This is a genomic window from Kitasatospora sp. McL0602, assembly GCF_052076145.1.
In the GTDB taxonomy this organism is placed as follows: Bacteria; Actinomycetota; Actinomycetes; order Streptomycetales; family Streptomycetaceae; genus Kitasatospora.
In genome coordinates this window covers 6,395,763-6,422,212 of record NZ_CP197246.1, presented here as the reverse complement: position 1 = coordinate 6,422,212, position 26,450 = coordinate 6,395,763, and the positions used below count along the sequence as shown (strand labels likewise).

Annotated in this window: 23 protein-coding genes and 1 pseudogene; 8 read left to right on the top strand and 16 right to left on the bottom strand. The window is 72.1% G+C overall.

Annotated elements, in window-relative coordinates:
* Window positions 1-15 precede the first annotated feature (15 nt).
* Both ACR68M_RS29110 and ACR68M_RS29105 read left to right on the top strand, forming a co-directional pair.
* Window positions 16-702 (top strand): annotated as a pseudogene (locus ACR68M_RS29110) (type 1 glutamine amidotransferase domain-containing protein); the annotation flags it as partial.
* The gene (locus tag ACR68M_RS29105) at window positions 694-2,013 is read left to right on the top strand and encodes an aldehyde dehydrogenase family protein (protein ID WP_441251743.1); all 1,320 of its coding nucleotides are present in this window, start codon (window positions 694-696) and stop codon (window positions 2,011-2,013) included. The pseudogene ACR68M_RS29110 and the gene ACR68M_RS29105, both read left to right, overlap by 9 nt.
* 65 nt (window positions 2,014-2,078) lie before the next feature.
* Here ACR68M_RS29105 and ACR68M_RS29100 read toward each other — a convergent pair whose 3' ends face one another.
* The 7 genes from ACR68M_RS29100 to ACR68M_RS29070 all read right to left on the bottom strand — a co-directional run bounded on the left by ACR68M_RS29100 (window position 2,079) and on the right by ACR68M_RS29070 (window position 12,279).
* On the bottom strand, window positions 2,079-3,893 hold the full coding sequence (locus ACR68M_RS29100; protein WP_441247125.1) for a glycoside hydrolase family 36 protein: 1,815 nt from the start codon (window positions 3,891-3,893) through the stop codon (window positions 2,079-2,081).
* A 146-nt stretch (window positions 3,894-4,039) separates the two neighbouring features.
* Window positions 4,040-6,412 (bottom strand): collagenase, encoded by a 2,373-nt coding sequence (locus ACR68M_RS29095; RefSeq protein ID WP_441247124.1) that lies wholly within the window; start codon window positions 6,410-6,412, stop codon window positions 4,040-4,042.
* A 127-nt stretch (window positions 6,413-6,539) separates the two neighbouring features.
* Window positions 6,540-7,538 (bottom strand): ABC transporter ATP-binding protein, encoded by a 999-nt coding sequence (locus ACR68M_RS29090; RefSeq protein WP_441247123.1) that lies wholly within the window; start codon window positions 7,536-7,538, stop codon window positions 6,540-6,542.
* On the bottom strand, window positions 7,535-8,512 hold the full coding sequence (locus tag ACR68M_RS29085; protein WP_441247122.1) for an ABC transporter ATP-binding protein: 978 nt from the start codon (window positions 8,510-8,512) through the stop codon (window positions 7,535-7,537). Before ACR68M_RS29085 ends, ACR68M_RS29090 begins: the two co-directional genes overlap by 4 nt.
* The gene (locus tag ACR68M_RS29080) at window positions 8,509-9,498 is read right to left on the bottom strand and encodes an ABC transporter permease (RefSeq protein WP_441247121.1); all 990 of its coding nucleotides are present in this window, start codon (window positions 9,496-9,498) and stop codon (window positions 8,509-8,511) included. Before ACR68M_RS29080 ends, ACR68M_RS29085 begins: the two co-directional genes overlap by 4 nt.
* Window positions 9,495-10,490 (bottom strand): ABC transporter permease, encoded by a 996-nt coding sequence (locus ACR68M_RS29075; protein ID WP_441247120.1) that lies wholly within the window; start codon window positions 10,488-10,490, stop codon window positions 9,495-9,497. Before ACR68M_RS29075 ends, ACR68M_RS29080 begins: the two co-directional genes overlap by 4 nt.
* 46 nt (window positions 10,491-10,536) lie before the next feature.
* Window positions 10,537-12,279 (bottom strand): ABC transporter substrate-binding protein, encoded by a 1,743-nt coding sequence (locus tag ACR68M_RS29070; protein WP_441247119.1) that lies wholly within the window; start codon window positions 12,277-12,279, stop codon window positions 10,537-10,539.
* 325 nt (window positions 12,280-12,604) lie between these two features.
* Between ACR68M_RS29070 and ACR68M_RS29065 the strand changes: the two genes are divergently transcribed.
* On the top strand, window positions 12,605-14,020 hold the full coding sequence (locus ACR68M_RS29065; RefSeq protein WP_441251742.1) for an aminopeptidase P family protein: 1,416 nt from the start codon (window positions 12,605-12,607) through the stop codon (window positions 14,018-14,020).
* A gap of 39 nt (window positions 14,021-14,059) precedes the next feature.
* Here ACR68M_RS29065 and ACR68M_RS29060 read toward each other — a convergent pair whose 3' ends face one another.
* Entirely contained in the window at window positions 14,060-15,154 is a 1,095-nt protein-coding gene (locus tag ACR68M_RS29060) for a nitronate monooxygenase (RefSeq protein ID WP_441247118.1), read from the bottom strand.
* Window positions 15,155-15,231: 77 nt separating this feature from the next.
* Window positions 15,232-15,804 carry a hypothetical protein gene (locus ACR68M_RS29055; RefSeq protein ID WP_441247117.1) on the bottom strand — a complete coding sequence of 191 codons (573 nt, stop codon included), beginning with the start codon at window positions 15,802-15,804 and terminating at the stop codon, window positions 15,232-15,234.
* Between the two features lie 115 nt (window positions 15,805-15,919).
* Between ACR68M_RS29055 and ACR68M_RS29050 the strand changes: the two genes are divergently transcribed.
* A complete protein-coding gene (locus ACR68M_RS29050) occupies window positions 15,920-16,426 on the top strand; it encodes a GNAT family N-acetyltransferase (protein WP_441247116.1) in 507 nt (168 codons plus the stop codon).
* A 169-nt stretch (window positions 16,427-16,595) separates the two neighbouring features.
* Entirely contained in the window at window positions 16,596-16,802 is a 207-nt protein-coding gene (locus ACR68M_RS29045; protein WP_441247115.1) for a cold-shock protein, read from the top strand.
* Window positions 16,803-16,867: 65 nt separating this feature from the next.
* Here ACR68M_RS29045 and ACR68M_RS29040 read toward each other — a convergent pair whose 3' ends face one another.
* The 4 genes from ACR68M_RS29040 to ACR68M_RS29025 form a co-directional block, all read right to left on the bottom strand.
* Window positions 16,868-17,569 carry an anti-sigma factor family protein gene (locus tag ACR68M_RS29040; protein ID WP_441247114.1) on the bottom strand — a complete coding sequence of 234 codons (702 nt, stop codon included), beginning with the start codon at window positions 17,567-17,569 and terminating at the stop codon, window positions 16,868-16,870.
* Window positions 17,566-18,126 carry a sigma-70 family RNA polymerase sigma factor gene (locus ACR68M_RS29035; protein WP_441247113.1) on the bottom strand — a complete coding sequence of 187 codons (561 nt, stop codon included), beginning with the start codon at window positions 18,124-18,126 and terminating at the stop codon, window positions 17,566-17,568. Before ACR68M_RS29035 ends, ACR68M_RS29040 begins: the two co-directional genes overlap by 4 nt.
* A gap of 79 nt (window positions 18,127-18,205) precedes the next feature.
* The gene (locus ACR68M_RS29030; protein ID WP_441247112.1) at window positions 18,206-19,219 is read right to left on the bottom strand and encodes a DUF1996 domain-containing protein; all 1,014 of its coding nucleotides are present in this window, start codon (window positions 19,217-19,219) and stop codon (window positions 18,206-18,208) included.
* 72 nt (window positions 19,220-19,291) lie between these two features.
* Window positions 19,292-19,837, bottom strand: a complete 546-nt coding sequence (locus ACR68M_RS29025) for a hypothetical protein (protein ID WP_441247111.1) — start codon at window positions 19,835-19,837, stop codon at window positions 19,292-19,294.
* A gap of 291 nt (window positions 19,838-20,128) precedes the next feature.
* On the opposite strand from ACR68M_RS29025, the gene ACR68M_RS29020 reads away from it, so the two are divergent.
* Entirely contained in the window at window positions 20,129-21,055 is a 927-nt protein-coding gene (locus ACR68M_RS29020) for a hypothetical protein (protein ID WP_441247110.1), read from the top strand.
* Window positions 21,056-21,143: 88 nt separating this feature from the next.
* Here ACR68M_RS29020 and ACR68M_RS29015 read toward each other — a convergent pair whose 3' ends face one another.
* From ACR68M_RS29015 to ACR68M_RS29005, 3 genes are all read right to left on the bottom strand, one after another.
* A complete protein-coding gene (locus ACR68M_RS29015; RefSeq protein WP_441247109.1) occupies window positions 21,144-22,607 on the bottom strand; it encodes a right-handed parallel beta-helix repeat-containing protein in 1,464 nt (487 codons plus the stop codon).
* 72 nt (window positions 22,608-22,679) lie between these two features.
* Window positions 22,680-23,312 (bottom strand): response regulator, encoded by a 633-nt coding sequence (locus ACR68M_RS29010; protein ID WP_441247108.1) that lies wholly within the window; start codon window positions 23,310-23,312, stop codon window positions 22,680-22,682.
* On the bottom strand, window positions 23,309-24,490 hold the full coding sequence (locus ACR68M_RS29005; RefSeq protein ID WP_441247107.1) for a sensor histidine kinase: 1,182 nt from the start codon (window positions 24,488-24,490) through the stop codon (window positions 23,309-23,311). The genes ACR68M_RS29010 and ACR68M_RS29005 overlap by 4 nt, the downstream gene beginning before the upstream one ends.
* A 175-nt stretch (window positions 24,491-24,665) precedes the next feature.
* Here ACR68M_RS29005 and ACR68M_RS29000 point away from each other — a divergent pair, with 175 nt between their 5' ends.
* Window positions 24,666-25,739 carry an ABC transporter permease gene (locus ACR68M_RS29000; RefSeq protein WP_441247106.1) on the top strand — a complete coding sequence of 358 codons (1,074 nt, stop codon included), beginning with the start codon at window positions 24,666-24,668 and terminating at the stop codon, window positions 25,737-25,739.
* Entirely contained in the window at window positions 25,736-26,437 is a 702-nt protein-coding gene (locus ACR68M_RS28995; protein WP_441247105.1) for an ABC transporter ATP-binding protein, read from the top strand. Before ACR68M_RS29000 ends, ACR68M_RS28995 begins: the two co-directional genes overlap by 4 nt.
* Window positions 26,438-26,450 lie beyond the last annotated feature (13 nt).

The following is a 26,450-nucleotide window of genomic DNA, read 5'->3' as shown; positions in this document are numbered from 1 at the left end:
CTCCCGGAGCACCCCATGACTTCCGTCCTCTTCGTCGTCACCGGCGCCACCCACTGGACCCTGGCCGACGGCACCGAGCACCCCACCGGCTTCTGGGCCGAGGAGCTCGCCGAGCCCCACCGGATCTTCCGTGAGGCGGGCTACGAGATCACCATCGCCACCCCCGGTGGCGCCCCCGCCACCGTCGACCGGGGCAGCCTGGCCGCCGAGGTCAACGGCGGCCAGGAGCAGGCCGACCGCCTCGCCGGCCACCTCGCCTCGATCGACGACGCACTCCGGAGCCCGGTCGAGCTGTCCAAGATCGACCCCGACGCGTACGACCTGGTCTTCTACCCGGGCGGGCACGGCCCGATGGAGGACCTCGCGGTGGACGAGGCCTCCGGCCGGATCCTCACCCGCACCCTGGATTCGGGCAAGCCGCTGGGTGTCGTCTGCCACGCTCCCGCCGCTCTGCTCGCCGCCCGCCGCGAGGACGGCAGCTGGCCGTTCGCCGGCTACCGGATGACCGGCTTCACCAACGCCGAGGAGAACGCCGTCGGGCTCGCCGCCAAGGCCAAGTGGCTGCTCCAGGACCGGCTGGTCGAGCTGGGCGCCGACTTCGCCGAGACCGCGCCGTTCACACCGCACACCGTCATCGACCGCAACCTCTACACCGGCCAGAACCCGGGCTCATCCGCCGCCCTGGCCCGTACGCTGGTCGACGCCGTCTCCACCGACCCGGCCACCGTGGTGGCGCGGCTGCGGAGCACCTTCGCCAGCGGCCGGACGCGGCCGCTCGCCTGGCGGCTCGCCCAGTTGGGCGCCCTGCGTGCGCTGCTCACCGAGCAGTCCGAGGAGTTCCTGGCGGCGCTGCGGGCCGACCTGGGCAAGAGCGCGGCCGAGGCGTACCGGGGCGAGATCGGCTTCACCGTCAACGAGCTCGACCACACGGTGGCGCACCTGGAGGAGTGGCTGGCCCCGGCGCCCGCCGCCGTGCCGGCCGCCTTCCTGCCCGCCGACGCCCACGTGGTCCGCGACCCGCTCGGCGTCGTGCTGGTCATCGCCCCGTGGAACTACCCGCTGCAGCTCGCCCTCGCCCCGCTGGTGGGCGCGCTGGCGGCGGGCAACACCGCCGTGGTCAAGCCCAGCGAGCTGACCCCGGCGACCTCCGCGGCGATGGCCCGGCTGCTGCCGCGCTACCTCGACCGGGAGGCCGTGGCCGTCGTCGAGGGCGCCGTGGCGGAGACCACCGCCCTGCTGGAGCAGCGCTTCGACCACATCTTCTACACCGGCAACGGCACGGTCGGACGGATCGTCATGGCCGCCGCCGCCAGGCACCTCACCCCGGTCACCCTGGAGCTCGGCGGCAAGAGCCCCGCGGTGGTCGAGCCCGGCGCCGACCTGGCGGTCACCGCACAGCGGATCGCCCGAGGCAAGTTCCAGAACGCCGGGCAGACCTGCGTCGCCCCCGACTACGTCCTCGCCATCGGCGACACCGCCACCGCGCTCGAAGCCGAACTGGCCACGGCGGTGGGCGCGCTGTACGGCGAGGACCCGGCGAGCAGCCCCGAGTACGGACGGATCGTCAACGAGCGCCACCACGACCGGCTCACCGCGCTGCTGGGCGACGGCCGGGTCGTCACCGGCGGCGGCCACGACCGCGCCGCCCGCTACCTCGCCCCGACCGTCCTCGCCGACGTCTCCCCCGAGGCGCCCGTGATGCAGGCGGAGATCTTCGGCCCGATCCTGCCGATCCTCACCGTGCCCGACCTCGACGCGGCGATCGCCTTCATCAACGAGCGGGACAAGCCGCTCGCCCTGTACGCCTTCACCGACTCCGAGCGGACCAAGCAGCGCCTGGCCGAGGAGACCTCCTCCGGGGGCCTCGTCTTCGGCCTGACCGTCTCCCACCTGGCCGTACCCGAGCTGCCCTTCGGCGGGGTCGGCGAGAGCGGCATGGGCCGCTACCACGGGAAGTACTCGATCGACACGTTCAGCCACACCAAGGCGGTCCTCGACAAGCCCCTGGGCTGACCCGCTGACCGGCCGGTGACCACTACGAAGGCCGCGGGCTCCGGCTCGCGGCCTTCGGCGTCGGGTCACCCTCGGCGGAGGGTCAGCAGGCCGCCCTGCGGTACGTGCAGGGCGAGTTCGCGCCCGGAGACGGTCGAGGTGGCCTCGGCGACGGTGCCGCCCTGGCAGTCCTGGACGTGCAGGGCCAGGGTGCCGGGGGGCTGGTCGAAGGTGAGGCGGACGAGGGTGTCGGGGTCGGCGTTGGCGAGCAGGAGGAGGGCCCAGTCGCCGGTGACGGGGACCGGGACGGGGGCGTAGCGGCCGTACGCGCGGCTGGTGCCGTGGCTGGACTCGACCAGGGGGTAGGCGAGTTCGGGGCGGTGCGGGCGGAAGTCGCCGCGCTGGAGCAGGGCGGTGTGCTCGCGCATGACGGAGAGCCAGAAGCGCACGGCGGCGAGCTGGGCGGGGCTCTGCCGGCCGAGGTCGACGGAGACCTGGGGGGTGGCGAAGAGCACCGACAGCAGCAGGACGGCGATCTGCTCGGGGCTCTCGCTCGGGTGCCAGGTGACGGGGTCGGCGTGCACGGCGAGCGGCCCGGCGGTGAGCCGGAGGTCGGCGGTGCGGGTGCGGTTCTCGGCGGTGTTGTGCGGGCAGTCGGTGGCCCGGACCATGGTCGCGTACGGCCAGAGGCCGGGGCCCATGTAGTCCTGGCGGTGCTCGATCAGCACCTCGGGGCGGGCCGCGCGCAGCCGGGTGTCCAGCTCGGCGAGGAGCTTCTGCACGCCCTCCGCGACGGTCTCGCAGTCGGCCTCGGGCGAGGCGGTGGTGGCCCCGGCGCGGGCGAAGGTGTCGATGAAGTCGACCTTCAGGCCGTCGGCGCCGTACTTCTCGACGGCCGAGGCGAGCCGCTCGACCTGGTGGGCGCGGACGGTCGCGCTGCGCGGGTCGAGGACGTACGTCTCCAGCTGCGGCAGGTGGGCCAGCGAGTGTTCGGCGAGGCCGAGTTCGGCGACGGCGGCGCTGCGGTCGCCGGCGAAGGGCAGCGAGTGCCAGACCAGGTATTTCAGGCCCAGCGCCCGCACCCGGGCGATGTGGTCGGCGAAGTCGGGGAAGCCGACTGGGGCGGGCTGCCAGTCGCCGGTGGTGGCGTAGGAGCGGTTGACCTCGTCGGTCTGCCAGCCGTCGTCGACGATCAGGGCGCCGAAGCCGAGCGGGGCGGCGAGCGCGGCGAGCCGCTCGACGTCGGCTGAGGTCATCGCCAGGTGCAGGGCGTACCAGGTGCAGAAGACCGGTTCGAAGGCGGCGGCCGGGACGGTCGCGGGAGTGAGCAGGGTGGCCCACCAGCTCGCCGCTCCGCGTACGGTGTCGGCGAAGTGACGACCGCTCAGATCGAGCAGCAGGCTGAGCCGGTCACCCTCGTGCTCGACCCACCAGCTGAACTCGCCGGTCTCCTCGACGGCGCCCTCGCCGATGCTGACGGGGAGCACCAGCTCGCCGACGGCGAAGGTGCACAGGGCCGCGTCGCCGGTGCCGACCAGGCTGCCGACGGGGGCGCCCTTGGGCAGCGAGGCGATTCGAGGGGCGAGCCAGGAGGGCGGCAGCCAGCGGGTGTTGGTGTTCGGCGTCCAGTGTGCGGTGGCGCCGGTGCAGGGCATCCGCCACTCCACCCGGGCCCGCACGGGCTGCCCGTCGAGGGACGGGCCGGTGGTCAACTCCAGCAGGACGACACCGGGTTCGGCCTGCGGGGTGACGGTGACCGAACTCAGCGAGGCTCCGACCGCCGTGGCCCGGACTCTCAGGCCGGGGGTGGCGAGGCCGGTCTCCACGCTACGGGCGTCCTCCGTCCGGCCGGAGGGGTGGGCGCTGCCGTCCCAGCTGAGGGGAGGCGGGGTCTGAGTCACGGGAGTGCGGCCTTTCGGTACGGGAGACGGACCCGTACGGGGCAGCTGCGGAAGCGGTAAGGACAGCTGCCCCGTACGGGGGTTGGGAGCCCGGTCGGGCGTGGCCCGCTACTGACGGTTCCCCGCCGCGCCCGACCGGGGGCTTGTCACCGGCGGAGGGGGCCCTCGCAGGTGTAGGTGGAAGTCCCGGCCGCGCCGCTGGTCCAGACGTCGACCGGGCCGAAGTAGCAGTTCATGTCGTCGAGGTTGTTGGCGACGCCCTTCGTCCGCTGGAGGACGAAGTAGTCGACGGTGCTCGACATGTCCTTGAACACCTGGTCCGGGTTACCGGAGTTGGAGAGGTTCGCGGTGATCTTTCCGGTGCAGACGAAGCGCATCGGCTTGTTGTCCCAGTCCCCGTTGTCCACGCAGTTCGGGGTGTTGTAGGTCGCCTTGGCGAAGGCGGCCTGCACCTCGGACGGGTACGCGTACTGCAGGCTCCCGTTGGCGGTGAAGGAGGTGCTGGGCACGTAGAGGGTGTCGACGGCCTTGATCTGTGCGTCCAGGAAGGCGCTGTACTGGGCCTGGAGACCGGCGTCGCGACCGACCCGGGTGCGCCAGGCGTCGAAGCCGGCCGGGTCGTCGGCCCGCTGGTAGCCGTACATCTCGCGGAGCAGCGAGGGGTGGCTCTGCCAGAGGAACTCGAAGAACGTACCGGCGTAGTTGTAGAAGTGGAAGGCCGGGGTGTCGGTGTACCTGGCGTGGATGAGCTCGTTGACCGTCATCCGGGGGATGCCTGCCGCCTCGTCCCGGGCGAGCCCGGCGATCAGCGACTTGCGGACCAGGATGCCCTGGTCGCGGGTCGCGCCGTCGAAGAACTCGGCGGTGCCCTCGTCCATCGCGGTGGTCAGGTCGTCCGCGTACCAGCGCGGGTCGCCGAAGTAACCCGGCACCGCCCAGCGGCCGTTGAGGTAGTGGGTGTACTCGTGCCGGAACAGCTCCTCCAGCGTGAGGGTGGAGTCCTGCGGCACCCGGCGCTGGTAGGTGTAGAAAGTGGAGCCGCGCTCGATGTAGATGCCACCGTTGTTGGTGTCCATGCCGGTGAGCAGCGGGTGGTAGACCTCGTAGTCGGAGCGCGAGGCGTAGAGGTGGATGTGCAGCGTGGAGTTGACGTCGCCCGCGAGCGGGACGTCGGTGCCGAGGACCCGGAAGTACTGGGTCTTGACCTCCTTGCTGGCGTAGTACATCTGGTCGACGGTGGCCCGGTCGAGGGCGGTGTGCACCTCGACGGCGCCGTTGTCGTACTTGTAGGTGTTCGGGAAGAGCTGCGCCTCGATCTTGTCGGCGCAGACGCCGTACCGGTCGCAGACGCCGTAGGTGTTGGCCCAGCCGACGAGCTTGACCCACGGGTCGGAGAAGGCGCCGAAGGTGGCCTTGGTGGTGTCGAGCAGGGTGCCGAGCTCGGCGACCACGCCGCCCTGGAGGGCGGGGATCTGGCCGAAGCGGCCGTACTCGCCCATCGCGTCGCGGGCCAGCCAGGCGTTGGCGGTGCCCTTGAGGTGACCGTAGGAGGCGAAGGCGCGGAAGGCGGCGCGGTAGTCGGCGTCGGCCGCGACGGCGTTCATGAACGCCTGGTCGCCGTTGCGGATGCCGAGGAAGTTGATGTTGAGGGCGGCCAGCCCGGCGGTGCCCCAGGCCCAGCTGCCGGAGACGGTCGTGCCGGGAGTGAACTTCGCCAGGATCTTCTTGACCAGCCCGAGGTTGTGGCTGCCCAGCCCGGTGCTGCCCGCGACGATCGCCATCTCGCGCAGGGTGGCGGCGGCGGTGTCGGTGCTGTCGAAGGCGTGCGCGCTGCCCTGGTAGGCGTTGATCGCCCGCTGGAGGGCGGCAGCGGTGGCGGCGTCCGTGACGTCGATCTCGCTGTGGTTGAAGTCGTAGTAGACGGTGGTGTGCAGGAAGGTCCACAGCTCGTAGAGGTGGCTCGCGCCGGTGCCGTCGTCGGTGGCGGCGAGCTGGGTGATCCGGTCGGCGACGGCCTGGACGTGGGCGTCGTCCATGGTGGTGGCGTACCGGGCGTCCCAGGTCCAGAGGAAGGTCTTCAGGCAGCCGTCGGCGCTGACGGCCGGGTCGGTCAGGAAGTCGGCGAGCTGGGCCGGGCCGAGGCCGGTCATCCCGTCGAGGGTGCAGGGCACTCCGGCGGCCGTGGTGCCGGTGGCGGTGGCCGGAGCCGCGAGCGCGCCGGCGGTCGGGGCCGGGGCGCCGACGCGGCCGGGCAGCAGGCCGGGGATGTGCGTGTCGCCGAGCGAGCCGCCGCCGGGGGCGGGCGCGGCACTGCCGGGCTTCGCGGTGGCGGCGCCGAGGTGGTCGACCTCGTCGTAGGCGGTGCGGTCCGGCTGGGGAGCGGTGGCAGCAGCTGGGGCGGCGGCCGTAGCCGTCACGGGTGCGGCGAAGGCCTGGGCGGTCTGGAGGGCGGGCAGCGTGAGGGAGGCTGCCAGAGCGGTGGCGATGATGACCCTGCGCGCAGTGCGGGGACGTGACACGTGTGTGCTCCGGTACGTGGGGGTGTGTGGGGGGAGTGGTTCGTCTTTCGGGCACACCCTGGACGCCGCACCGCCGCCGGTTTGGGGAGGCGGCGGCGGTACGGCGGCGGGCGCGGCCGCTGAGCGGTCACGCCTCGGGGAAGTGGCAGGCGGCCTGCCTGCTCCCTCCCACGCTGGTGATCTGCAGCAGCGGGGCTTCGGTGCGGCAGATGTCCTGGGCCTTGGCACACCTGGGGTGGAAGGTGCAGCCGCTCGGCGGGTTGGCCGGGCTCGGCGGGTCGCCGAGCAGGACGATCCGCTCACGGACGCGTTCGGCCGCCGGGTCGGGCAGCGGCACGGCCGAGAGCAGGGCCTTGGTGTAGGGATGCGCAGGCTTCCCGTACACCTCGTGCTTGTCGCCGATCTCGACGATCCGGCCGAGGTACATCACGGCGACGCGGTGGCTGATGTGCTTCACCACGGCCAGGTCGTGGGCGATGAAGACGTACGCGACGCCGAGTTCGCGTTGCAGCCGCTCCATCAGGCCGACGATCTGGGCCTGGATGGAGACGTCGAGGGCGGAGACCGGCTCGTCGGCGACGACCAGCTCGGGTCGGGTGGCGAGCGCGCGGGCGATGCCAATGCGCTGGGCCTGGCCGCCGGAGAACTGGTGCGGGTAGCGGTCCAGGTGCTCGGGGGCGAGGCCGACCAGGCCGACCAGGTCGCGGACCTCGCGGCGGATCGCCTCGGGGGCGGTGCCCTGGGCGCGCAGCGGGGCGGCGATGATCTGCTGGACGGTCTGCCTCGGGTTGAGCGAGGCGAACGGGTCCTGAAAGATCATCTGGAGCTTGCTGCGCAGCGGGCGCAGCTCGCGCTGACCGGTGCGGGTGATGTCCTTGCCCTGGAAGTCGACCTGACCGGCCGTCGGGTCGAGCAGGCGCACCAGCATCCGGCCGGTGGTGGACTTCCCGCAACCGGATTCGCCGACCAGGCCGAGGGTCTCCCCCGGCCGGACCTCGAAGCTGACGCCGTCCACGGCCTTGATGCCGGGGTGGCGGCGGAGCGTGCCGCGCGGGCCCGGGAAGGTCATCCCGAGGTCCTTGACGGTCAGCAGGGCTGTCGGCAGCGCTGTCGTCACGGCTGTCATGCGGTCACCCCATCGAGCTGGCAGGCGTTCTTGTGTCCGTCGGCGACCAGCTTCAGGAGCGGGCGCTCCCCGGTGCAGAGCGGATTCGGGTCGGCCGCGTAGACCGGGCAGCGCGGGTGGAAGGCGCAGCCGGGCGGCGGGTTGAGCAGGGAGGGGGGGCTGCCGGGGATGGAGCGCAGCGCCTCGCCGTCCTCGGCGTCGAGCCGGGGCAGCGAGTCGAGCAGGCCCCGGGTGTAGGGGTGCCGGGGGGTGCTGAAGAGGGTGTCGGCGGGGGCCTGTTCGGCGGCCGAGCCGCCGTACATCACCAGCACCTCGTCGGCGACCCGGGCGATCACCCCGAGGTCGTGGGTGATCATGATGATGCCGAGCCCGCGGTCCTGCTGGAGCTTCTTCAGCAGCTCCAGCACCTGGGCTTGGACGGTGACGTCCAGGGCCGTGGTCGGCTCGTCGGCGATGATCAGATCCGGCTCGCAGGAGAGCGCCAGGGCGATCATCGCCCGCTGGCGCATGCCGCCGGAGAACTGGTGCGGGTGCTCGTGCACCCGGCGGGCCGGCTCGGGGATGCCGACGTCGCCGAGCACCTCGACGGCGCGGGCGAGCGCGGCCTTGCGGCTCCCGCCGTGGTGCTCCCGGTACGCCTCGGCGATCTGGTCGCCGATGGTGAAGTACGGGTGCAGCGAGGTCAGCGCGTCCTGGAAGACCATCGCGATCCGCCGCCCGCGCAGCTTGCGCACGGTCTCGGCGGGGGCGCCGATCAGCTCGGTGCCGTCGAAGCGGACCGAACCGGTGACCTTGGCGGAGCGGTGCAGGCCCATGACGGCCAGTGAGGTGACGGACTTTCCGGAGCCGGACTCGCCGACGATCCCGAGCGTCTGCCCGCGCTCGACGGTGAAGTCGATGCCCTTGACGGCCTTGACGACGCCCTCGGCGGTCTTGAACTCGACCTCGAGGCCGGTGACTTCCAGAAGGCTCATGACAGCCTCGCCCTCGGGTCGATCCAGGCGTAGACGAGGTCCACGACCAGGTTGGAGCTGACGATGAAGAAGGAGGCGAGCACCGTGATGCCCATAATCACCGGCTGGTCGGCTTTGGCCAGCGAGTCGGCGAAGAGCTTGCCGACCCCGGGGAGGCTGAACAGCGACTCGGTGATCAGCGCTCCGGCCAGCAGCCCGCCGAGGTCCATGCCGAGCATGGTTGCGACGGGGGTGAGCGCCGGGCGCAGCCCGTGCTTGCCGACCACCCGGCGCTCGCGCATGCCCTTGGCGCGGGCGGTGCGGACGTACGGCTCCTCCATCGTCTCGATGACGGAGTTGCGGGTCATCCGGGCGTAGATGGCGGCGAAGGTCAGCGCCAGGGTGATCCAGGGCAGGATCAGGTTGCGCACCCAGCCGACCGGGTCCTCGGAGAAGGCGATGTACCGGGGGTAGGGCATCAGGCCGAGCACCGAGACCACCACGTACAGCAGGATCATCGCGGTGAAGTAGACCGGCAGGGCGGCGACGCCGATGGTGCCGATCATCACCGTCCGGTCGATCCAGGTGTTGCGGCGCAGTGCGGAGACCACGCCGGCCGAGAGGCCGAGGGCCAGCCAGAGCACGGCCGCGCCGACGGCGAGCGAGGCGCTGGCGGGCAGCCGGTCCATCATCAGCGACCAGACCGGCTGGGCGCTCTGGAAGGAGTACCCGAAGCAGGGGAAGCCGCAGTGCACGGCGTACTGGCCGCTGCCCATGGTCTGCCCGGCGAAGATGCCGGTGACGTAGCGGGCGAACTGGACGACCATCGGGTCGCCGAGGCCCATCTGCTGCCGGACGAGCTCGATGTGCTCGCTCGAGCAGTCCTTGCCGCAGAACTGCGCGGCCGGGTCGTTGGGCAGCAGGTAGAAGATGCTGAAGGTGAGCGCGCAGATCACCAGCAGGGTGATGGCGATGCCGAGCATCCGCCGGACGAGGAAGCCGATCACGCTGCGCCGCCCTTCGGGTCCAGGGCGTCGCGCAGGGCGTCCCCGAGCAGGGTGAAGGCCAGCACGACCAGGAAGAGGCAGGCGCTGGGGAGGATGAAGAACATCGGGTCGACCTTGTAGTAGAGCACCGAGTCGGAGATCATCTGGCCCCAGGAGGGCGTCGGCGGCCGGACTCCGACGCCGAGGAAGGTCAGCGCGGCCTCGGTCCCGATCAGGCCGGGGATCGCCAGCGTGACGTACACGATGATCGTGCCGGTGAGGTTGGGCAGGATCTCGGTGAAGAGGATCCGGCTGCTGGAGGTGCCGCAGGCGCGGGCCGCCTCGACGTACTCGCGGTGCTTGAGCGACATCGTCTGACCCCTGATCACGCGGGCGATGTAGGGCCAGCTGAAGACCCCCATGACGACGATCAGCAGCAGGATGCGGTTGACGTTCTGGGCGACGGAGAGCAGCGCGATGATGAAGATCAGGCTCGGGAAGGACATCATGACGTCCATGAAGCGGCTGATCACGGCGTCGATCCGGCCCCCGAAGTACCCGGCGGTGATGCCGAGCAGCACGCCGATCAGGGTGATCATGATGGCGGCGCTGAAGGCCACCAGCAGGCTGATCTGGGCGCCGTAGAGCAGCCGGGCGAAGATGTCGCGGCCGAGCATCGGCTCGACGCCGAGCCAGTGCTGCGGACTCATCCCGCCGAGGGTGCCCCTGGGCAGGCCGCCCAGGTACGGGTCGATGGCCTTCTTGTCGATGTCGGCCGGGCCCTTGCCGCTGATCGCGGTGAGGACCGGCGCGAGGGCGGCGGCCAGGACGAAGAAGATGATGATGCCGAGGCCCACCAGGGCCGCCTTCTGGCGGCGGAGGCGGTGCCAGGCGAGCCGCCAGGGGGAGGCGGGCGGCTGGAGCGCGGGGTCCGGCTCGGCGTGGGCGGGGGCGACGGTGCTGGCCGCCGCCCCCGCTCCCCCGGGCTCGGCCGGGAGGAGCGGGGCGGTCATGGCGTCGGTTCCTTCACACTCGACGGTGGTTCAGGCAGCCGGACGGCTACTTGACCGACTTCAGGCCGATGACGGCGTAGTCGATCTGACCGGCCCACACGGGGTGGGCGTAGGCACCGGCGATGTTGGAGCCGACCAGCAGCGGCTTCTTCTGCCAGAGCAGCGGCACGGCGGGCGACGCGTCCATGATCTTGGCGTCCAGCGCGAGCCAGGCGGTGTTGGCGGCCGCCAGGTCGGTGATCCCGGCGATCCGGTCCAGCTCGGCGTTGACGGCCGGGTCGTTGTACCGGTCGAGGTTGCCGTAGTTGTTCTTGTCGACGATCGAGCGGCCGTCGAAGATCATCGGCAGGAAGGTCCCGGCCGACGGGTAGTCGGGGCACCAGCCGCCGACGGACAGGCCGGGCTGCTTGCCCTTGTCGCCGACCACGCCGGACAGCGCCGTCGGGTCGACGGTGTTGATCTGGACGGTGACGCCGACCTTCTTCAGCGCCGCCTGGATGGCCTCGGCCTCCTGCTTGCCACCGGTGGAGGTGGCCAGCTCGGTGGAGAAGCCGTTCGGGAAGCCCGCCTCGGCGAGCAGCGTCTTGGCCTTGTCCGGGTCACCGGCCGGCTTGATCAGGAAGTGGTCGACCGGAGCGCCGTTGGTGAGCACCGGCGGCAGGTAGGTGGTGGCGATGTCGTTCAGCGCCGGGCCGCCGAGCGAGGACTGCACGGCCTCCTTGTCCACCGCGTACTGCATCGCCAGGCGCACCTTGGCGTTGTCGAACGGCGCCTTGGTGTTGTTCATGTCGAGCTTGCTGGTGCAGCCGGCGTTCTCGCTGATCAGCCGGGCCTTGACCTCGGGGTTCGTCAGCACGTCGCTCAGCTTGGCGGGCAGCAGGTCGACGTAGGAGATCGCGTTCTTGTCGTCGCCCTGGTCGGCGATCAGGCGGTCGGCGATGCCGGTGCCCTTGAGCGTCTGGTCGACGACGATCTTGTCCGGGTACGCCTTGCGGACCGGGTCGCTGGCCTGGTCCCAGAAGGTGTTGCGGACGAGCACCAGGCGCTTGCCGCGGTCGTAGGTGTCGATCTTGTACGGGCCGGAGGAGACCGGGTGGTTGCTGTAGTTGGCGCCCGTCTCCTTCGCCTTCGGCACCGGCGCGAAGGTCGGCAGCGTGACGGTGTAGCCGAACTCGGCCACCGGGCGCTTCAGGTGGAAGACGATCGTCTTGTCGTCCGGGACCTCGATCGCCTCCTTGCCCAGGCGCTCGCCCTTCAGCGGGCCCGCGTACTTCTCGGGGGCGTTGAGGTAGCGACGGGCGTAGTCCGGGCCGCCGGGCAGCTCGGGCGAGAAGGAGCGCTCGACGTTGTACTTGATGTCGTCGGCGACGATCGGCGTGCCGTCCTCGTACTTCAGACCGTCCTTCAGGTGGAAGGTCCAGGTCTTGGCGCCGTCGCTCGGGGTGCCGAGGTCGGTGGCGAGGTCCGGCTCGATCTTCAGGCCCTCGGCGCCCGGGGCCGCCTTGAAGGTCGTCAGGGTGCGGTAGAGCATCCGGACGCCGACGTCCATGACGGGCATGGTCCAGTTACGGGTCGGGTCGAGCTGGTCGAAGTCCTGGTTGGAGAGGATGGTGAGGGTGCCGCCCTTGACCGGCGTACCGCCGATGATGCCGTTGCCCTCGGTGGTGACGCCCTTGCCACCGTTCGTGTCGTCACTCGTGCTGCCGCCGGTGCTGGAGCACGCCCCGAGGCCGAGGGTCAGTGCTGCCGCGATCGCCGCCGCGAGGGCGGCGTGGGTACGCCTGGTCATGTGCAACTCCGCGGTGTGGGGCCAAGCTTCGACCCTGGTTCGCCCCGGGGCTGATCCGGGGCCGCCCAGGAGCGGCGACTGAGGTCTAGCCGCTCCAGGGGTGTGACCCGTAACATAGTAATGTGAAATTGCACTGGCAAGGGGTGAAGCAGGACGTTATCGAGCTGTGTCCGGACAGCCCCTCAACTCCCTTCCACCCCAGGGACATCAACGCAGATCAGCGGGGATGGCCAGGACAAATCGCCCACACCGCAGTCCAGGTAGAGGAGCACTCGCAGTGACCACCCCACCCAAGGCCACCGTCTACAACACCGGCAGCCACGACATGCCCGTCTCCCCCGCACTCGACGCCTTCATGGGCACCGCCTGGGCCGCCACCCCCCTCCCGGCCTCCGAGCGCGTCGACGGCTACGACGTGATGCCCGCCCGGCGCACCCGGCTCGCCGAACACTTCCCCGGCGAGCGCCTGATCGTCCCCGCCGGGCAGCTGAAGGTCCGCAGCAACGACAGCGACTTCCGCTTCCGCCCGCACAGCGCCTACGCCTGGCTCACCGGCCTCACCGGCGAGGAGCAGGTCGGCCACGTGCTCGTCGTCGAGCCGAGCGGCGAGCCCGTCCTCTACCTGCGCCCGCGCTCACCGCGCGGCGGCGGCTCGTACGGCTCCGAGTTCTACCGCGACCGCCGCTACGGCGAGTTCTGGGTCGGCCGCCGCCCCGACCTCGCCGAGGCCGCCCAGCTCACCGGGCTGCGCACCGAGCACCTGGACGACCTGGAGAAGCTGCTGACGGGCCACCAGCCCGTCACCCGGGTGCTGGTCGGCGTCGACTCCGTCGTGGACGCCGCCACCGGGCGGCCCAGCGCACAGGACTCCGAGCGCGACGCCCGGCTCGCCGCCGTGCTCTCCGAGCTGCGCCTGATCAAGGACTCCTGGGAGATCGAGCAGCTCCAGCTCTCCGTCGACCTCACCGCCGCCGGCTTCGAGGACGTCGTCCGCGCCATCCCCGCCGCCCTGCGGCACGCCCGCGGCGAGCGCTGGCTCGAGGGCGCCTTCAACCAGCGCGCCCGCGCCGAGGGCAACGGCGTCGGCTACGAGACCATCGTCGCCTCCGGCGCGCACGCCTGCGTGCTGCACTGGATCCGCAACAACGGCGCCCTCGACCCGAGCACCCTGCTGCTGCTCGACGCCGGCGTCGAGGTCGACTCCCTCTACACCGCCGACATCACCCGCACCCTGCCGCTCAGCGGCACCTTCTCCCCCGTCCAGCGCCAGGCGTACGAGCTGGTGCTCGCCGCCCAGGACGCCGGTATCGCGACCCTGCGGCCCGGCGCCAGCTTCCGCGACTTCCACCGCGCCGCGATGCGGGTGATCGCCGAGGGCCTGGCCGACTGGGGCGTCCTGCGGGTCTCCGCCGAGGAGGCGCTCCGCGAGGACAGCGGCATCTTCCGCCGCTACACCCTCTGCAGCACCGGCCACATGCTCGGCCTCGACGTCCACGACTGCGCGAAGGCCCGCGCCGAGACGTACCTCGACGGCGTCCTGGAGGAGGGCATGGTGCTCACTGTCGAGCCCGGCCTCTACCTCCAGCCCGACGACGAGACTCTCCCGGTCGAGCTGCGCGGCCTCGGCCTGCGCGTCGAGGACGACCTCGTCATCACCTCCGACGGCGCCCGGCTGATGTCCGGCGCGCTGCCGCGCGGCGTCGACGCGATCGAGGCCTGGATGGGCAACCTTCTCGGCTGACAGCGGGTCTGTACCACCGGGAGGGGCGAGTCGGCGGACTCACCCCTCCCGCTGCGCCTGCTCCCACAGCTCCCGGGTGAGCTCGGCGGCCGGCCCGGTCCGGGCCAGGCGGTGCGCGGTGCCCGCCCAGAGGTGCATCGCGGTGGCGTCCGCGCGCTTGGCGGCGGCGGCGCGCAGCGGCTGGGTGAGGTGGTGCACCTCCGGGTACGCGGCGGGGGCGTACGGGGAGTGGCGATCGGTGAAGGCGTTGCGCAGCGCGCGGGCCGGGCGGCCGGTGAAGGCTCGCGTCACCACAGTGCGGTCACCGCTGCGCGAAGCGGTAGGTGCGGCGGCGTCACTCCCGATTTCGCGCAGTTCCCCGCGCCCCTGGGGGCCGGCCGCTCGCGTAAGAGCAGCTCGGTGGGTGGCGGAGGCGCCGGATTCGTCGGTACGTAGGTAGGCCGTGCCCAGCTGGACGGCCGCTGCGCCCGCGCGCAGGGCTGCGGCGAGCGTGCGGCCGTCGCCGATGCCGCCGGCGGCGATCAGCGGGAGGTCGGTGACGCGGCGGATCTCGGCGAGCAGGTCGAGGAGCGGCGTCGTGCCGGGCTCGTCCTCGGTGCGGTGGGTGCCCCGGTGGCCGCCCGCCTCCGGGCCCTGGACGCAGAGGGCGTCCATCCCGGCCGCCAGCGCCGCGAGCGCCTCGGCGGGGGTGGTGACGGTGCCGATCTGGAAGCTCCCGGCGGCGCGCAGCGCGGCGGCCTCGTCCGGCGTCGGCAGGCCGAAGGTGTACGAGACGACGGGCACGGGGTCGGCCGTCAGCAGCGCGATCTTCGCCTCCCAGTCGTCCCGGTCCGGCCCGCTGCGCTCCGGCAGGGCGACCCCCCACTGCTCGGCCTCGGGCCGCAGCCGCTCCCGGTAGGCGTCGACGGCGGCCGCGTCCCCCGGCTCCCCGGGGACGAACAGGTTCACCCCGAACGGACGGTCCGTCAGCTTCCGTACGGCGGCGATCTGCTCCGCCGTCGCGGTGGCCGAGCGGTATCCGGCGGCCAGGAATCCGAGACCACCCGCACCGTTCACCGCCGCCACCAGCTCCGGTGTCGTGGGCCCGCCCGCCATCGGCGCGGCGACCACGGGTACGGCGAGATCGACGATCATGCTGACTCCCCTCACACGGACTGCTTCGCCTCACACCCTACGAGCAGTCACCGCACGAGCAGCCACCGGACGGTCCGTCACCAACCGGCCTGCGCCGGGCCGACCACCGCGAGGCCGACCTTCCCGGCCAACCAGTCGGCCCGCTCGATCCTGCCGCCGAAGAGGTGGACGTGGACGGTGTGGTCGGCGGAGGGCTCGTCGAGGAAGACGCCCCGGCAGTGGACGGAGATCTGGACGTCCGCGTACTTCCCCTCGCGCGGCAGGCCGAGCTCCGGGACCTCCGGCCACGGCGTGTCCCACCACTCCAGGCTGCCCGGCAAGCCGGTGTCCAGTGCGGCCAGGACGGCGGCCTCGTCGAACGCCCCGAGCTGCAGCTCCTCGACCCTGGCCTCCACCGGGTACGCGGCGCTGGGGATGTCCGCGACCGCCTCGTACCACTCGATCGGCCCGCTCGTGTCGGCCGACCTGATGCTCGCCGCCCCAGGCAGCGCCGCGAGCAGCCGGCGCAGCTGCCGTTCGTCGGCCGCCTGGCCGGACACGTTGACGGTGGCGCGGCTCAGGTCGGCGAGCGCGAGCAGCGCGCGGGCGGCCGCGAGTGCCTCGGTCAGGTCGGTGGTCCGCAGGACCGGAACGGCGCAGGAGCTTCCCATGGGGGCGAAGCCTCGCAGAACCGGGCGGCCGGTGCACCGGCATTACCGGCCCGGCCTCGGCCCGGGGCAGGATGAGCCCTCGAAGACCCGCTAAGACCCGTACCCAGGAGGCTGTGTGCCCGCCGTCGAGGCCCTGACCGTCAGCACCGAGCGGCTGGAGCTGCTGCCGCTGCGCGTCGAGCACGCCGAGGAGATGGCCGGGGTGCTCGCCGACCCTGGCCTGCACGCGTTCGTCGGCGGTGAGCCGTCGACCCCGCAGGAGCTGCGGGCCCGGTACGAACGGCAGGTCGCCGGATCGGCGGAGCCGGGCGTCTCGTGGTGCAACTGGGTCGTGCGGCTGCGCGACCGGGGGTGTCTGGTCGGGTACGTCCAGGCGACGGTGACCGGGGGGACGGCCGAGATCGCCTGGGTGGTGGGGACGCCCTGGCAGGGGTCGGGCATCGCCTCCGAGGCCGCGCGGGGGCTCGTCGGGTGGCTCGGCGGGCAAGGCGTGCGGACGGTGATCGCCCACATCCACCCCGAGCACCACGCCTCCGCCGCCGTCGCGACGGCGGCCGGGCTGGCCGCCACCGGCCTCCTGCACGACGGCGAGATCAGGTGGCGGCTCGGCACCGAAGGCTGACGGGCCAGGGGTGCCTGCCCCGCCGTTCGGGGCACACGTCCCGCCGTTCGGCGGTTCGCCGAGGGAGATCCGTCGGGCGGGTGACAAGCTGCGGAGGCCGCCGTCGAGCGATGGCGCGGCCGGTGCCGTCGAAGCGGCGCCGTGGCATGGAGTCAAAGGGATCGAACTGATGGCAACTGGTGTCGTGAAGTGGTTCAACGCGGACAAGGGCTTCGGCTTCATCACGAATGACGAGGGCGGCCCCGACTTGTTCGTCCACTTCAGCGCGATCGACTCCCCGGGCTTCAAGTCCCTCGAAGAGGGCGACCGGGTCGAGTTCGACGTCGCCCAGGGCCCCAAGGGCCCGCAGGCCGAACGCGTCCTCCGCGTCTCCTGACAGACACCCCTCGGCGCCCCCGTTCGGCAGACAACCGCCTGCCGGACGGGGGCGCCGAGGCGTGCTCACACCGGCGCCGTCACGAACGTCCGCCCCGCCTCGTTCACCACCGACACCGACGCGACGTCGGCGGGCGCGACCAACGCCGAACCATCCAGCGTCGTACCGGACTTGGCCCCCGCCGGGGAGACCAGCCAGCTGCCCGCGTCCGTCCGCGCGCCGCTCCGGCCGGTGACCACCAGATGGCACCGCTCACCCGCCGGGATGCCGGTGACCGCCGCACTCACCCGCACCCAACCGGCCGCCGGGGTCACCGTCAGTGTCAGCCGCGCACCCGTCCCCGGGTCCGAGACGGACGCCACCCGGGTGCCGGGCGGGGGTGGCGCGACCGCCGCCACCTGCGGCGCTGGCTCCGTACCGCGCCCCAGCAGGACGCCCCCGCCGAGCAGCGCCGCCGCTGCCACCGCCGCCGCCACACCCGCCACCGCCCAGCGCCGCCGCCGCCCGGCACCGCGCTCCGCGCGGACCTGCCGCAGGGTGCGCCGGAGCAGCAGGTCACCGCCCTGCGGCGGCCCGTCCACGAACAGCTCGGGCGGCACCTCGCCCAGCACCCGTTCCAACTCCTGCATCTCGGCCACCTCCTGCCGGCAGGCCGGGCAGTCGAGCAGGTGCTGCCCGACCGACGCCGCCTCCTCCGGCTCCAGCGCACCGAGGGCGTAGGCGCCGAGGAGCTCCGCGCTCTGCTCGTGCCGCTGCTCCGTGCTCATGCCACCGCCTCCTTCAGCGCCTTGGGCCTGCCCGTGTACGACTGTTTCAGCGCCCGCAGCGCGTAGTGCGCGCGGGACTTGACCGTCCCCGCGGGCACGCCGAGCTGCGCGGCGGCCTCAGCGACGGAGCTGCCCTGGAAGTAGATCGAGTGCAGCACCGCCCGATGGTCCGGGGAGAGCTGCTCCAGCGCCTCCATCATCACCATCGACTCCACGACCGTGTCGGCGTGGTCGTGCGCCACCGGCACCGTCGCCAGCGCCTCGTTCACCTCGGCGACCTCCGCCGGGCGGGCGGCCCTGGCGCGGAACCGGTCGGTGATCAGGTTCCGCTCCACCGTCAGCAGCCAACCCCGCACCGAGCCGAGGCCGTTGGTGAGCACCTCCGGGTTGCGCCAGGCGCGGATCAGCGTCTCCTGCACCACGTCCTCCGCCGCCGCCCGGTCACCGGTGAGCCGGATCGCGTACGCGAGCAGCGCGGCGCCGTGTTCCTCGTAGAGCGTCCGGATCAGTGCCTCGTCGGCTGCGCCCTGCCGGGCTCCGGATCGCGTGCCTGCCATCCGCCCTCCCTCCGTCGGGATTCCTCCGGATTTCGTCCGGGTTTCGTCATGGCAGGCACGTACGGGACGGCCCGGCGGTTCAACGGCCGTCGCCGCAGGTGCGGCCCTGGTTCAGGCAGGCCACCACCGCCTCCATCTGGCGGTCGGTCATGACGTCGACGAACAGCGCGTGGTCGGTGGCCGGGCTGTGCTGCTGCTCGGGGAAAGCGTCGAGCGCGAACTCCTCTCCCGGCGGCGGCCGGTAGCCCGCCGTCACCCGCAGCCGGGGGATCGGGAAGGTGTCGTGCGGGCAGGCGCCCGAGGCGGCCGGGAAGACCGCCTGGGCGCGGTGGCCCGGGGCATCCGTGCTTCGGCCGTCCCAGCAGCTGGGGAAGTCGAAGCTGCGGGTGAGCAGGCTCCCGGGCGGGCAGAGCGGGTAGCGGTCCGTCGTCCGGCCGGGGTGGCCGCTGCACCCCCACTCGGCGTGGCCGTCCGCCCCGCCGTCGGTGGCCGCCGTCGGGTCGCCCTCCAGCAGCCGGAGGAAGCGCGGCATCGGCACGACCTGGCTCCAGGCGTTCCCGACATACTCGACCGTCACCGACTCGGCGGTGAGGATCTCCCCGGTGTTGCCGTGCTCCCCTTCGTTCGTGTCCGGCGCAGGGCTGCGGTCGGTGCGGCGCAACACCGGCCAGAAGTAGGTGGAGCGGTCGCCGCCGACGCAGGTCGTCCCGGCGGCGACCAGGCTCGCGTCGGTGGACAGCGCGTCGGTGGAGAGGTTGCCGACGTAGTCGTGCACGTGGTGGGCGCCACCGACGTTCCCCGGCGAGATCACCATGTTGTCGGCGTTACGGTGCCCCTGCTCATTGCGCCCGCAGTCCTCACCGTACGAGCCGTACGAGCCGGTCGCGGCGTCCGGTCCGGATCGGATGGGCGGCACGGCCGGGACGGGCGGCCGCCCGACCGGAACCGCGCCGATCCGGACGTACCGGGACGGGCCGGTGGCCGTGGGCCACAGGCGTACCGAGAGGAGCGTCGCCCCCAGGACGAGGCAGAGCAGCACGCCGAGGGGGAGGACGGCGCGTCCGATGGTCCACTGATCACGGCCCGGGTTCACCCGCACCAGTCTTGTGATGTGCGGGTGCGGGGGCAAGACGGACCATCATGCGGACAGCCCGCCGGCGGCCGGTCAGTAGCCGGTCGAGTACCCACCGCTCTGCGAGGCGGCGGGAGCCTGGGCCTTCTTGCCCTCCGGCGTGCTGGCGAACCAAGTGCCGCCCACGCCCTGGCCGTTGACCTGCCCGGCGGCGCTGTCCCCGGCGAAGCGGTAGAGCGGCCAGCCGTTCAGCGTCAGCTGCCGGGTGCCGTCGGGCCGGGTCACGCTGCCGACCAGGGCCGAGCCGACGCCATCCAGGCTGACCTTGTCCTGGACGGTCGCGGGCGGCCACTTCACGGCGCAGGCGTCCGCGCAGTTGCTGGCGGACGGCTTGGCGGTGTCCTTGTCGAACCGGTAGAGCGTGCGCCCGCTGGAGTCGGTCACGATCGGGCCCAGGGTGGCGGAGTCGACGGCGACCAGCTTGAACCCGGCTGGGGCAGCCGAGGAGGACGCGGCGACCGGGGCGGCCGGGGCGGCTGCACCCGACGAGCCCGCGCTGGAGCCGCAGGCGGTGGCGGCGAGGGCGAGGGCGGCGAGACCGGAGGCGATGGCGAGGCGGCGGCCGGTGTACTTGGACATGGCGAATTCCCCCAGTGGAGAGGTGGTTTGAGGCGAGTTATGCGTCTTCGTGACGCTCGCACCATCAACACGGAGCCCGGCTCGGATGGGTTCAACAGCCCGGCGAACACCGTAGATCCTGCGTCATCAAGGCATCATGGCGGCGGAAATTACGCCCACTTGGCATAGGCACAGCAAAATCTACGTCTCGCGGACGCCACACCTATGGACGCCGACCGCCCCGGGCTGGTTGGGTAACTCGCGTTTCACCGCTCACAGTTCACCCCCCACACCCTCATCCGGGAGGAATCCGTGCGCATTCGCCCCCTCGCCGCGCTGGCCACCGCCGTGCTCGCCGCCGCCGCACTCACGGCCGGCACCCAGGCCCAGGCCGCATCCCCCGCCGCACCGGCCCACCACGGCGTCAAGCCGCTGTCCCACGCCGGAAGTTCGCAGCCGTCTGCCCGCTCCACCAACACCCTCAAGGTGGGTTCCAGCGCCACTCAGGGCGTGGTCTCCCCCACTCCGAAGGTGTACCTGGTCTTCTGGGGATCGCAGTGGTCCTCGGACCCGGCCGGGGTCGCCACCGACATGCAGAACATGTTCAAGGGCCTCTACGGCTCACAGGACACCTGGGGCACCATCCTCAGCCAGTACTGCGAGGGCGTCGCCAAGGGCACCACCACCTGCGGCACCAACGGCATCCACGTCAACCACCCGACCAGCACCCCGTTCGCGGGCGCCTGGTTCGACAACTCCGCCGCCGCGCCGGGCAGCGCGACGGCTGCCCAGATCGGGGCCGAGGCCGCCAAGGCCGCCGCACACTTCGGCAACACCACCCAGGCGCCGAACCTCAACGCCCAGTACGTGGTGCTCTCCCCGACCGGCACCCACCCGGACGGCTTCCCGAACTCCGGCTTCTGCGCCTGGCACGACAAGACCAGCTCCTCGTACGGCACCCTCGCGTACACCAACATGCCCTACATCCCGGACAACGGCGCTGGCGCCTGCACCACCTTCACCGACGGGCGGCTGCTCTCCGGCATCGAGTCGACCGAGACCCACGAGTACGCCGAGACCGTCACCGACTTCTGGCCCAGCATCGGCTGGAACGGCGGCGGCGGCGAGATCGGCGACGCCTGCGTCCAGCTCGACGCGTACGTCCCGCTCAGCACCGGCACCTTCGACCTCCAGGGCCTCTGGTCGAACAGCGCCAACAAGTGCGTGACCAAGGGCTGACACCCCGCAGGCCCGGGTGGACGGTCGCCCGTCCACCCGGGCCCTTCGCTCCAGCGTCCACCGTGGGAGCGCCGGAGAGATGCACTGGTCAGAAGATCTGATTGACCTGGTTCATCACATTGGTGGAGGCCGAATCGATCCGGATCGGTCCCAGTTTTGCCCCCGAGATGCTGTTGGAAGTGATCATTCCGTTGGGGGAGGCGCCGTAGAAGACCACGCCGTAGCCCGAGCAGTTCCTGACGGTATTGCCGGTGACGTTGGCCCCCGGCGACTCCTGGACGGATATCCCGCTGCCGACGATGACCTCACCATTCGGGTCGCCGGCCGGCGTGATGTCGGAGACCAAATTGCCGGAGATCAGGGCATCGGGGGCGAATGCCACGTGGATGCCCTCCCGCTTGGCCGCGCGCACCAGGTTGCCACTGACCACCGAGCGCCGGGCTTCCGCGAGGACAGGCGCTGTCGGATCGTCGAACTTCGCCCCCCAGACCTCGATCCCACGGTCCGAGGTGGTGTCCGTGACGATGTTGTCCGACACGATGAAGTCCCAGGCAGGCAGGGGATTGTTCTTCAGCGAGTAGTCGCGGCCGACCCGGATGCCGCCGAAGCTGTCGTGGATCCGGTTGTTGCTGACGATCACCTGGTTGATGTTGCCGACCCAGATCCCGAACTGGGTCGCGTTCCCGATCGAATTGCCGGAGATCTCCACCCGCTCGTGCGAGTGACCGGGCTCGGCGCTGTGGCAGCCGGCGAACACCGGATAGTTCTTGCCGTCCTTGCCCGCGTCGCAGTAGTTGCCGATGATGCGGATGTCGGCGCAGGTGGTGTGGTCCTCCTGCCCGACCAGGGTGTTGCCCGGCCAGCAGCTGTCTATGCAGACGGCTTCCGACACCTTGCGCCGGTTGGTACCGGTCTGGTAGCCGATGAACCGGCAGTTCTCCACCGTCGCGTTGCTGACTCCCTGCAACTTGATGGCGTGCCAGTTGGTGACGTTCCTGATCTCCAGGTCGCGCACCGTGATGTTCTTGGCATGGACGAACTGAAGGCCGTTGTAGCCTGCGGTGAGGTCCGCTTCCTCTGCGAGCGGCCCGTTGACGTCCCAGATGCCACCCTCGACGATGATGCCCCCGCGACCGTTGTATCCGGTGATGGCATCGTCGTTGCCGCCGTCGAAGTTCTTGTCACCCCGCTTCAGGCCGTTCACCAGCATGAACCGCACGTCGCCGACCCGCTGGAAGCAGGTCCACGGGCTCAGCGTCAGTCTGGTGTTGGAATAGATGCTGAGGTACTTCCCGATGGTCCAGAGGCCGGGGCCGACGATGACGTGACCGCCGCCCGCCATCCCGACAGCGTTCAGGGCGTTCTGGATCGTCGCTTCGGTCGTCCCCAGGGAGATGTCGACGTGGACGACGCTCCAAGTGGAGGCGGGGCTCGCCCCGACAGGGTAGGCGGCAGCCGACGGCGCGGTGGCGACCCCCGCCGCGATCAGGCTCGCCGTACCCGCCCCAAGACCCCCCAGGAACCCTCGCCGTCCCCAAGTTCCGTTCTGCATACTGCCCCTCCCGATGGCATGCCGCCCCGCGCGCGGGGCTGCTTGATCATGAGGACTGATCATAATGGGCCGTCAGTTCGGGCGGATCAGCCCACTGGTCAGGCCGGAGGCGATGGCGGCCGTGCGGCTGTCGACGCCGAGCTTGTCGTAGATGTGCACCAGGTGGGTCTTGACGGTGGCCTCGCTGATGAAGAGGCGCTTGGAGATCTGACGGTTGGCCAGGCCCTCGGCGAGGAGCCCGAGGATTTCGGTCTCGCGCGGCGAGAGGGTCGGGCGCCCCGCCCGGACGCGGCCGAGCAGGCGGGCCGCGACCGGCGGGGCGAGCACCGTCTCGCCGCGTGCGGCGGCCCGCACGGCGGCGGCGACCTCCTCCGGCGGGGCGTCCTTGAGCAGGTAGCCGGTCGCGCCCGCCTCCACGGCCGCCAGGATGTCGGCGTCGGTCGAGTAGGTGGTGAGGATCAGGACGGCGGGCGGGTCGGGCAGGGCGGTGATCCGCCGGGTGGCCTCGACGCCGTGCATGCCGGTGCCCATCTGGAGGTCCATCAGGACGACATCGGGCCGAGCGGGGAGAGCTTCCAGCACCCGCAGGGCCTCCGCGCCGTCGGCAGCTTCGCCGACGGCCTCCAGCTCCGGCAGGTCGTCGACCATCGCCCGCAGCCCCCGCCGGACGACCGGGTGGTCGTCCACCAGCAGCACCCGGATCACAGGGCCACCACCGCACGGGTACGCAGCGAGACCGCCACCGCCGTGCCCTCCCCCGGGGCCGACTCCACCGTCAGGCTGCCGCCGAGCGCCGCGATCCGCTCGCGCATCCCGTGCAGGCCGAAGGAGTCCGGGGAGACGGCGGCCTGCTGGTCGAAGCCCACGCCGTCGTCGTAGACGTCCAGGGTGACCTCGTCGTCCAGGTAGGTCAGCGTCACGGCGATCCGCCCGGCCCGTGCGTGCTTCACGGCGTTGGCCAGCGCCTCCTGGGTGAGCCGCAGCAGCGCGACCTCGGCCTCGACCGGCAGCGGGTAGGGGTCGCCGTCCAGGTGGAAGCCGGCCCCGGCGCCGGTGGCCAGGCGGCGCAGCGCCTCGGTCAGCGTCGCGTCGTCCAGCGCGGGCGGGGTGAGTGCCTGGACGAAGCGGCGGGCCTCGGCGAGGTTGGCGGCGGCCGTCTGCCCGACCTCCTGGAGCCGCTCCCCCGCCGTCGCCGGGTCGGTGGAGCGGGCGAGCAGCACGATGCTGGAGAGGCCCTGCGCGAGGGTGTCGTGGATCTCCCGGGCGAGCCGCTGGCGCTCTGCGAGCACCCCGGCCTCGCGCTGGGTGGCGGCGAGCTCGTCGCGGGTGCGGACGAGGTCGTCGATCAGCTGCTGGCGGGCCCGGCTCTCGCGGTAGAGCGCGGCGTAGCCGTAGGCGGTGAGCAGCGCGACGGCCGCGCCGGCCAGCGGGCCGAGCACCTTCGGGCCGGTCAGCCCGCCGTCGGTGCCCGCCTGCGCGGCGACCACGACGCCGGTGAGCGCCAGCACGGCGGGGACGGCCCAGCGGACGGGCATCAGGTGCAGGCAGACGAAGTAGAGCGGGAAGGCCAGGTAGCAGAATTCGGGGTGCTGGAGCGTCAGCCCGATCCAGAGCAGCACCACGGCGGCGAACCATGCCCCGGCCCAGAGCCGGCTGGTGCGGATCCGCTCCAGCGCGCCGCCCGCCGCGTACACGGCCCCGAGGGCGCCCGCGGTGACCAGCCCGGCCGCGCCCAGCCCGCCGTCGACCGACCCGCCGTCGACCAGGCCGCGCACGACCAGCACCACCAACAGGGTGAAGAACAGCCCGTGCAGGGCGAGGTTCATCAGCCGGAGGGCGGGGGTTTCGGCAGCATGCGCTGGTGGAGCAGCGGTACGGGTCACGCTTTCCGAGGGTACGGGGTCGCCCCGGGGCATCCGTGCGCCGCGGCATCAACCGTTCGATGGATTCTCGGGTGCATCTCCCGCAGGGGTTGACTCCCGTTCCTCTCCCTGATGGCAGCGGCGGCCCGCGCCGACAGGGTTGAGGAGTACCAACCACCGCTGGGGAAGGACCCTCGTGTTCGTCGCGCTGCGTGACATCCGGTTCGCCAAGGGGCGGTTCGCCCTGATGGGCGCGGTCGTCACCCTGATAACCACCTTGGTCGTGTTCCTCTACGGCCTGACCGGCGGGCTGGCCTCCGCCGCCTCCTCCACCGTCGCCGATCTCCCGGCCGACCGGATCGTCTTCGGCGGCCTGGCGGGCTCCGCCCCGACGGTCAACTTCTCCAACTCGGCGATCTCCCCCGCCCAGGCCGCCGCCTTCGGCTCGGCGCCGGGGGTGGAGTCGGCGCAGCCGCTGGGCATCTCGATGACCAGGCTCACGGCGAGCGACGCCGCCGCCTCGGTCAGCGTGGTCGGGGCCGACAGCTCGCTGCTGCCGCCGGTGGAGTCCGGCACCGCCCCGGCGGACGGGCAGGTCGCGGTGGGGAGCGACACCGCCGCGACGTACCACCTGAGCGTCGGCGGGCAGGTCAAGGTCGGGCCGAGCACGCTGACCGTGTCCGGGATCACCGCCGAGCGCTCGTACTCGCACGCGCCGACGGTCTGGACGACCCTGTCGACCTGGGAGCAGCTCAGCGGGCAGAGCCGGCCGACGGCGCTGGCGCTGACCACCACCTCCGGGGCGGGCCTCGGTGCGGTGGACGCCGCCCAGGGCACCGAGACGGTCTCGCTCGGCGACTCGCTGGCCGGGATCAACGGCTACTCGGCCGAGCAGGGCAGCCTGCAGATGATCCAGGGCTTCCTGTTCGCCGTCAGCGCGCTCGTCGTCGGGGCCTTCTTCACCGTCTGGACGGTGCAGCGCGGGCCGGACATCGCCGTCCTCAAGGCGGTCGGCGCGAGCAGCGCCTACCTGGTGCGGGACGCGCTGGCGCAGGCCGCCGCCGTGCTGGTCGGCGGAGCCGTGCTGGGTGGTGCGATCGGCGCGGTGGGCGGGCTGCTCGCGGCCTCCTCGGTGCCGTTCGACGTCAGCCTGCCGAGTGTCGCCGTGCCGGTCTCGGTGATGGTGCTGCTCGGTCTCCTCGGCGCGGCGCTGGCCGTCCGCCGGATCACCTCTGTCGACCCGCTGGCCGCGCTTGGAGCGAACCGTTGAACACCGCCGTACGGACCCGGACCGGCCTCGCCCTGCGTGGCGTCACCCTCACCTACCCCGACGGCGAGAGCCGCCTGACCGCGCTGGACGACGTGACCCTGGAGGTCGCGCCCGGTGAGTTCACCGCCGTCGCCGGGCCCTCGGGCTCGGGCAAGTCGAGCCTGCTGGCCGTCGCCGCGACGCTGCTGCGGCCCGACCGCGGCGAGGTGCTGATAGACGGCCAGGACGCGGGCGCGCTCAGCGCGGCGGCCCGGACAGCGCTGCGGCGGGAGCGGCTCGGGATCGTCTTCCAGCAGTCCAACCTGCTGGCCTCGCTGACGGCCGTCGAACAGCTGCTGGTGCTGGAGTCGGTCCGGGGCGGCAAGCCCCGGGAGGCCCGGGAGCGGGCCGAGCAGCTGCTCGGCTCGGTCGGGCTGGACGCCGCGAAGCAGCGCCGCCGCCCGCACCAGCTCTCCGGCGGCGAGCGCCAGCGGGTCAACATCGCCCGCGCGCTCTTCGGCAGCCCCTCCGTCCTGCTGGTGGACGAGCCGACCTCCGCCCTCGACCACGAGCGCGGCGCCCAGATCGTCGAGCTGCTGGCCGAGGTGACCCGCACCCACGGCACCGCGACGGTGATGGTCACCCACGACCGCGACCTGCTGGGCCGGGTCGACCGGGTGCTGGAGATGTCCGACGGACGGCTCAACTCCCCTGCTTGAGACGCCTGTTCCA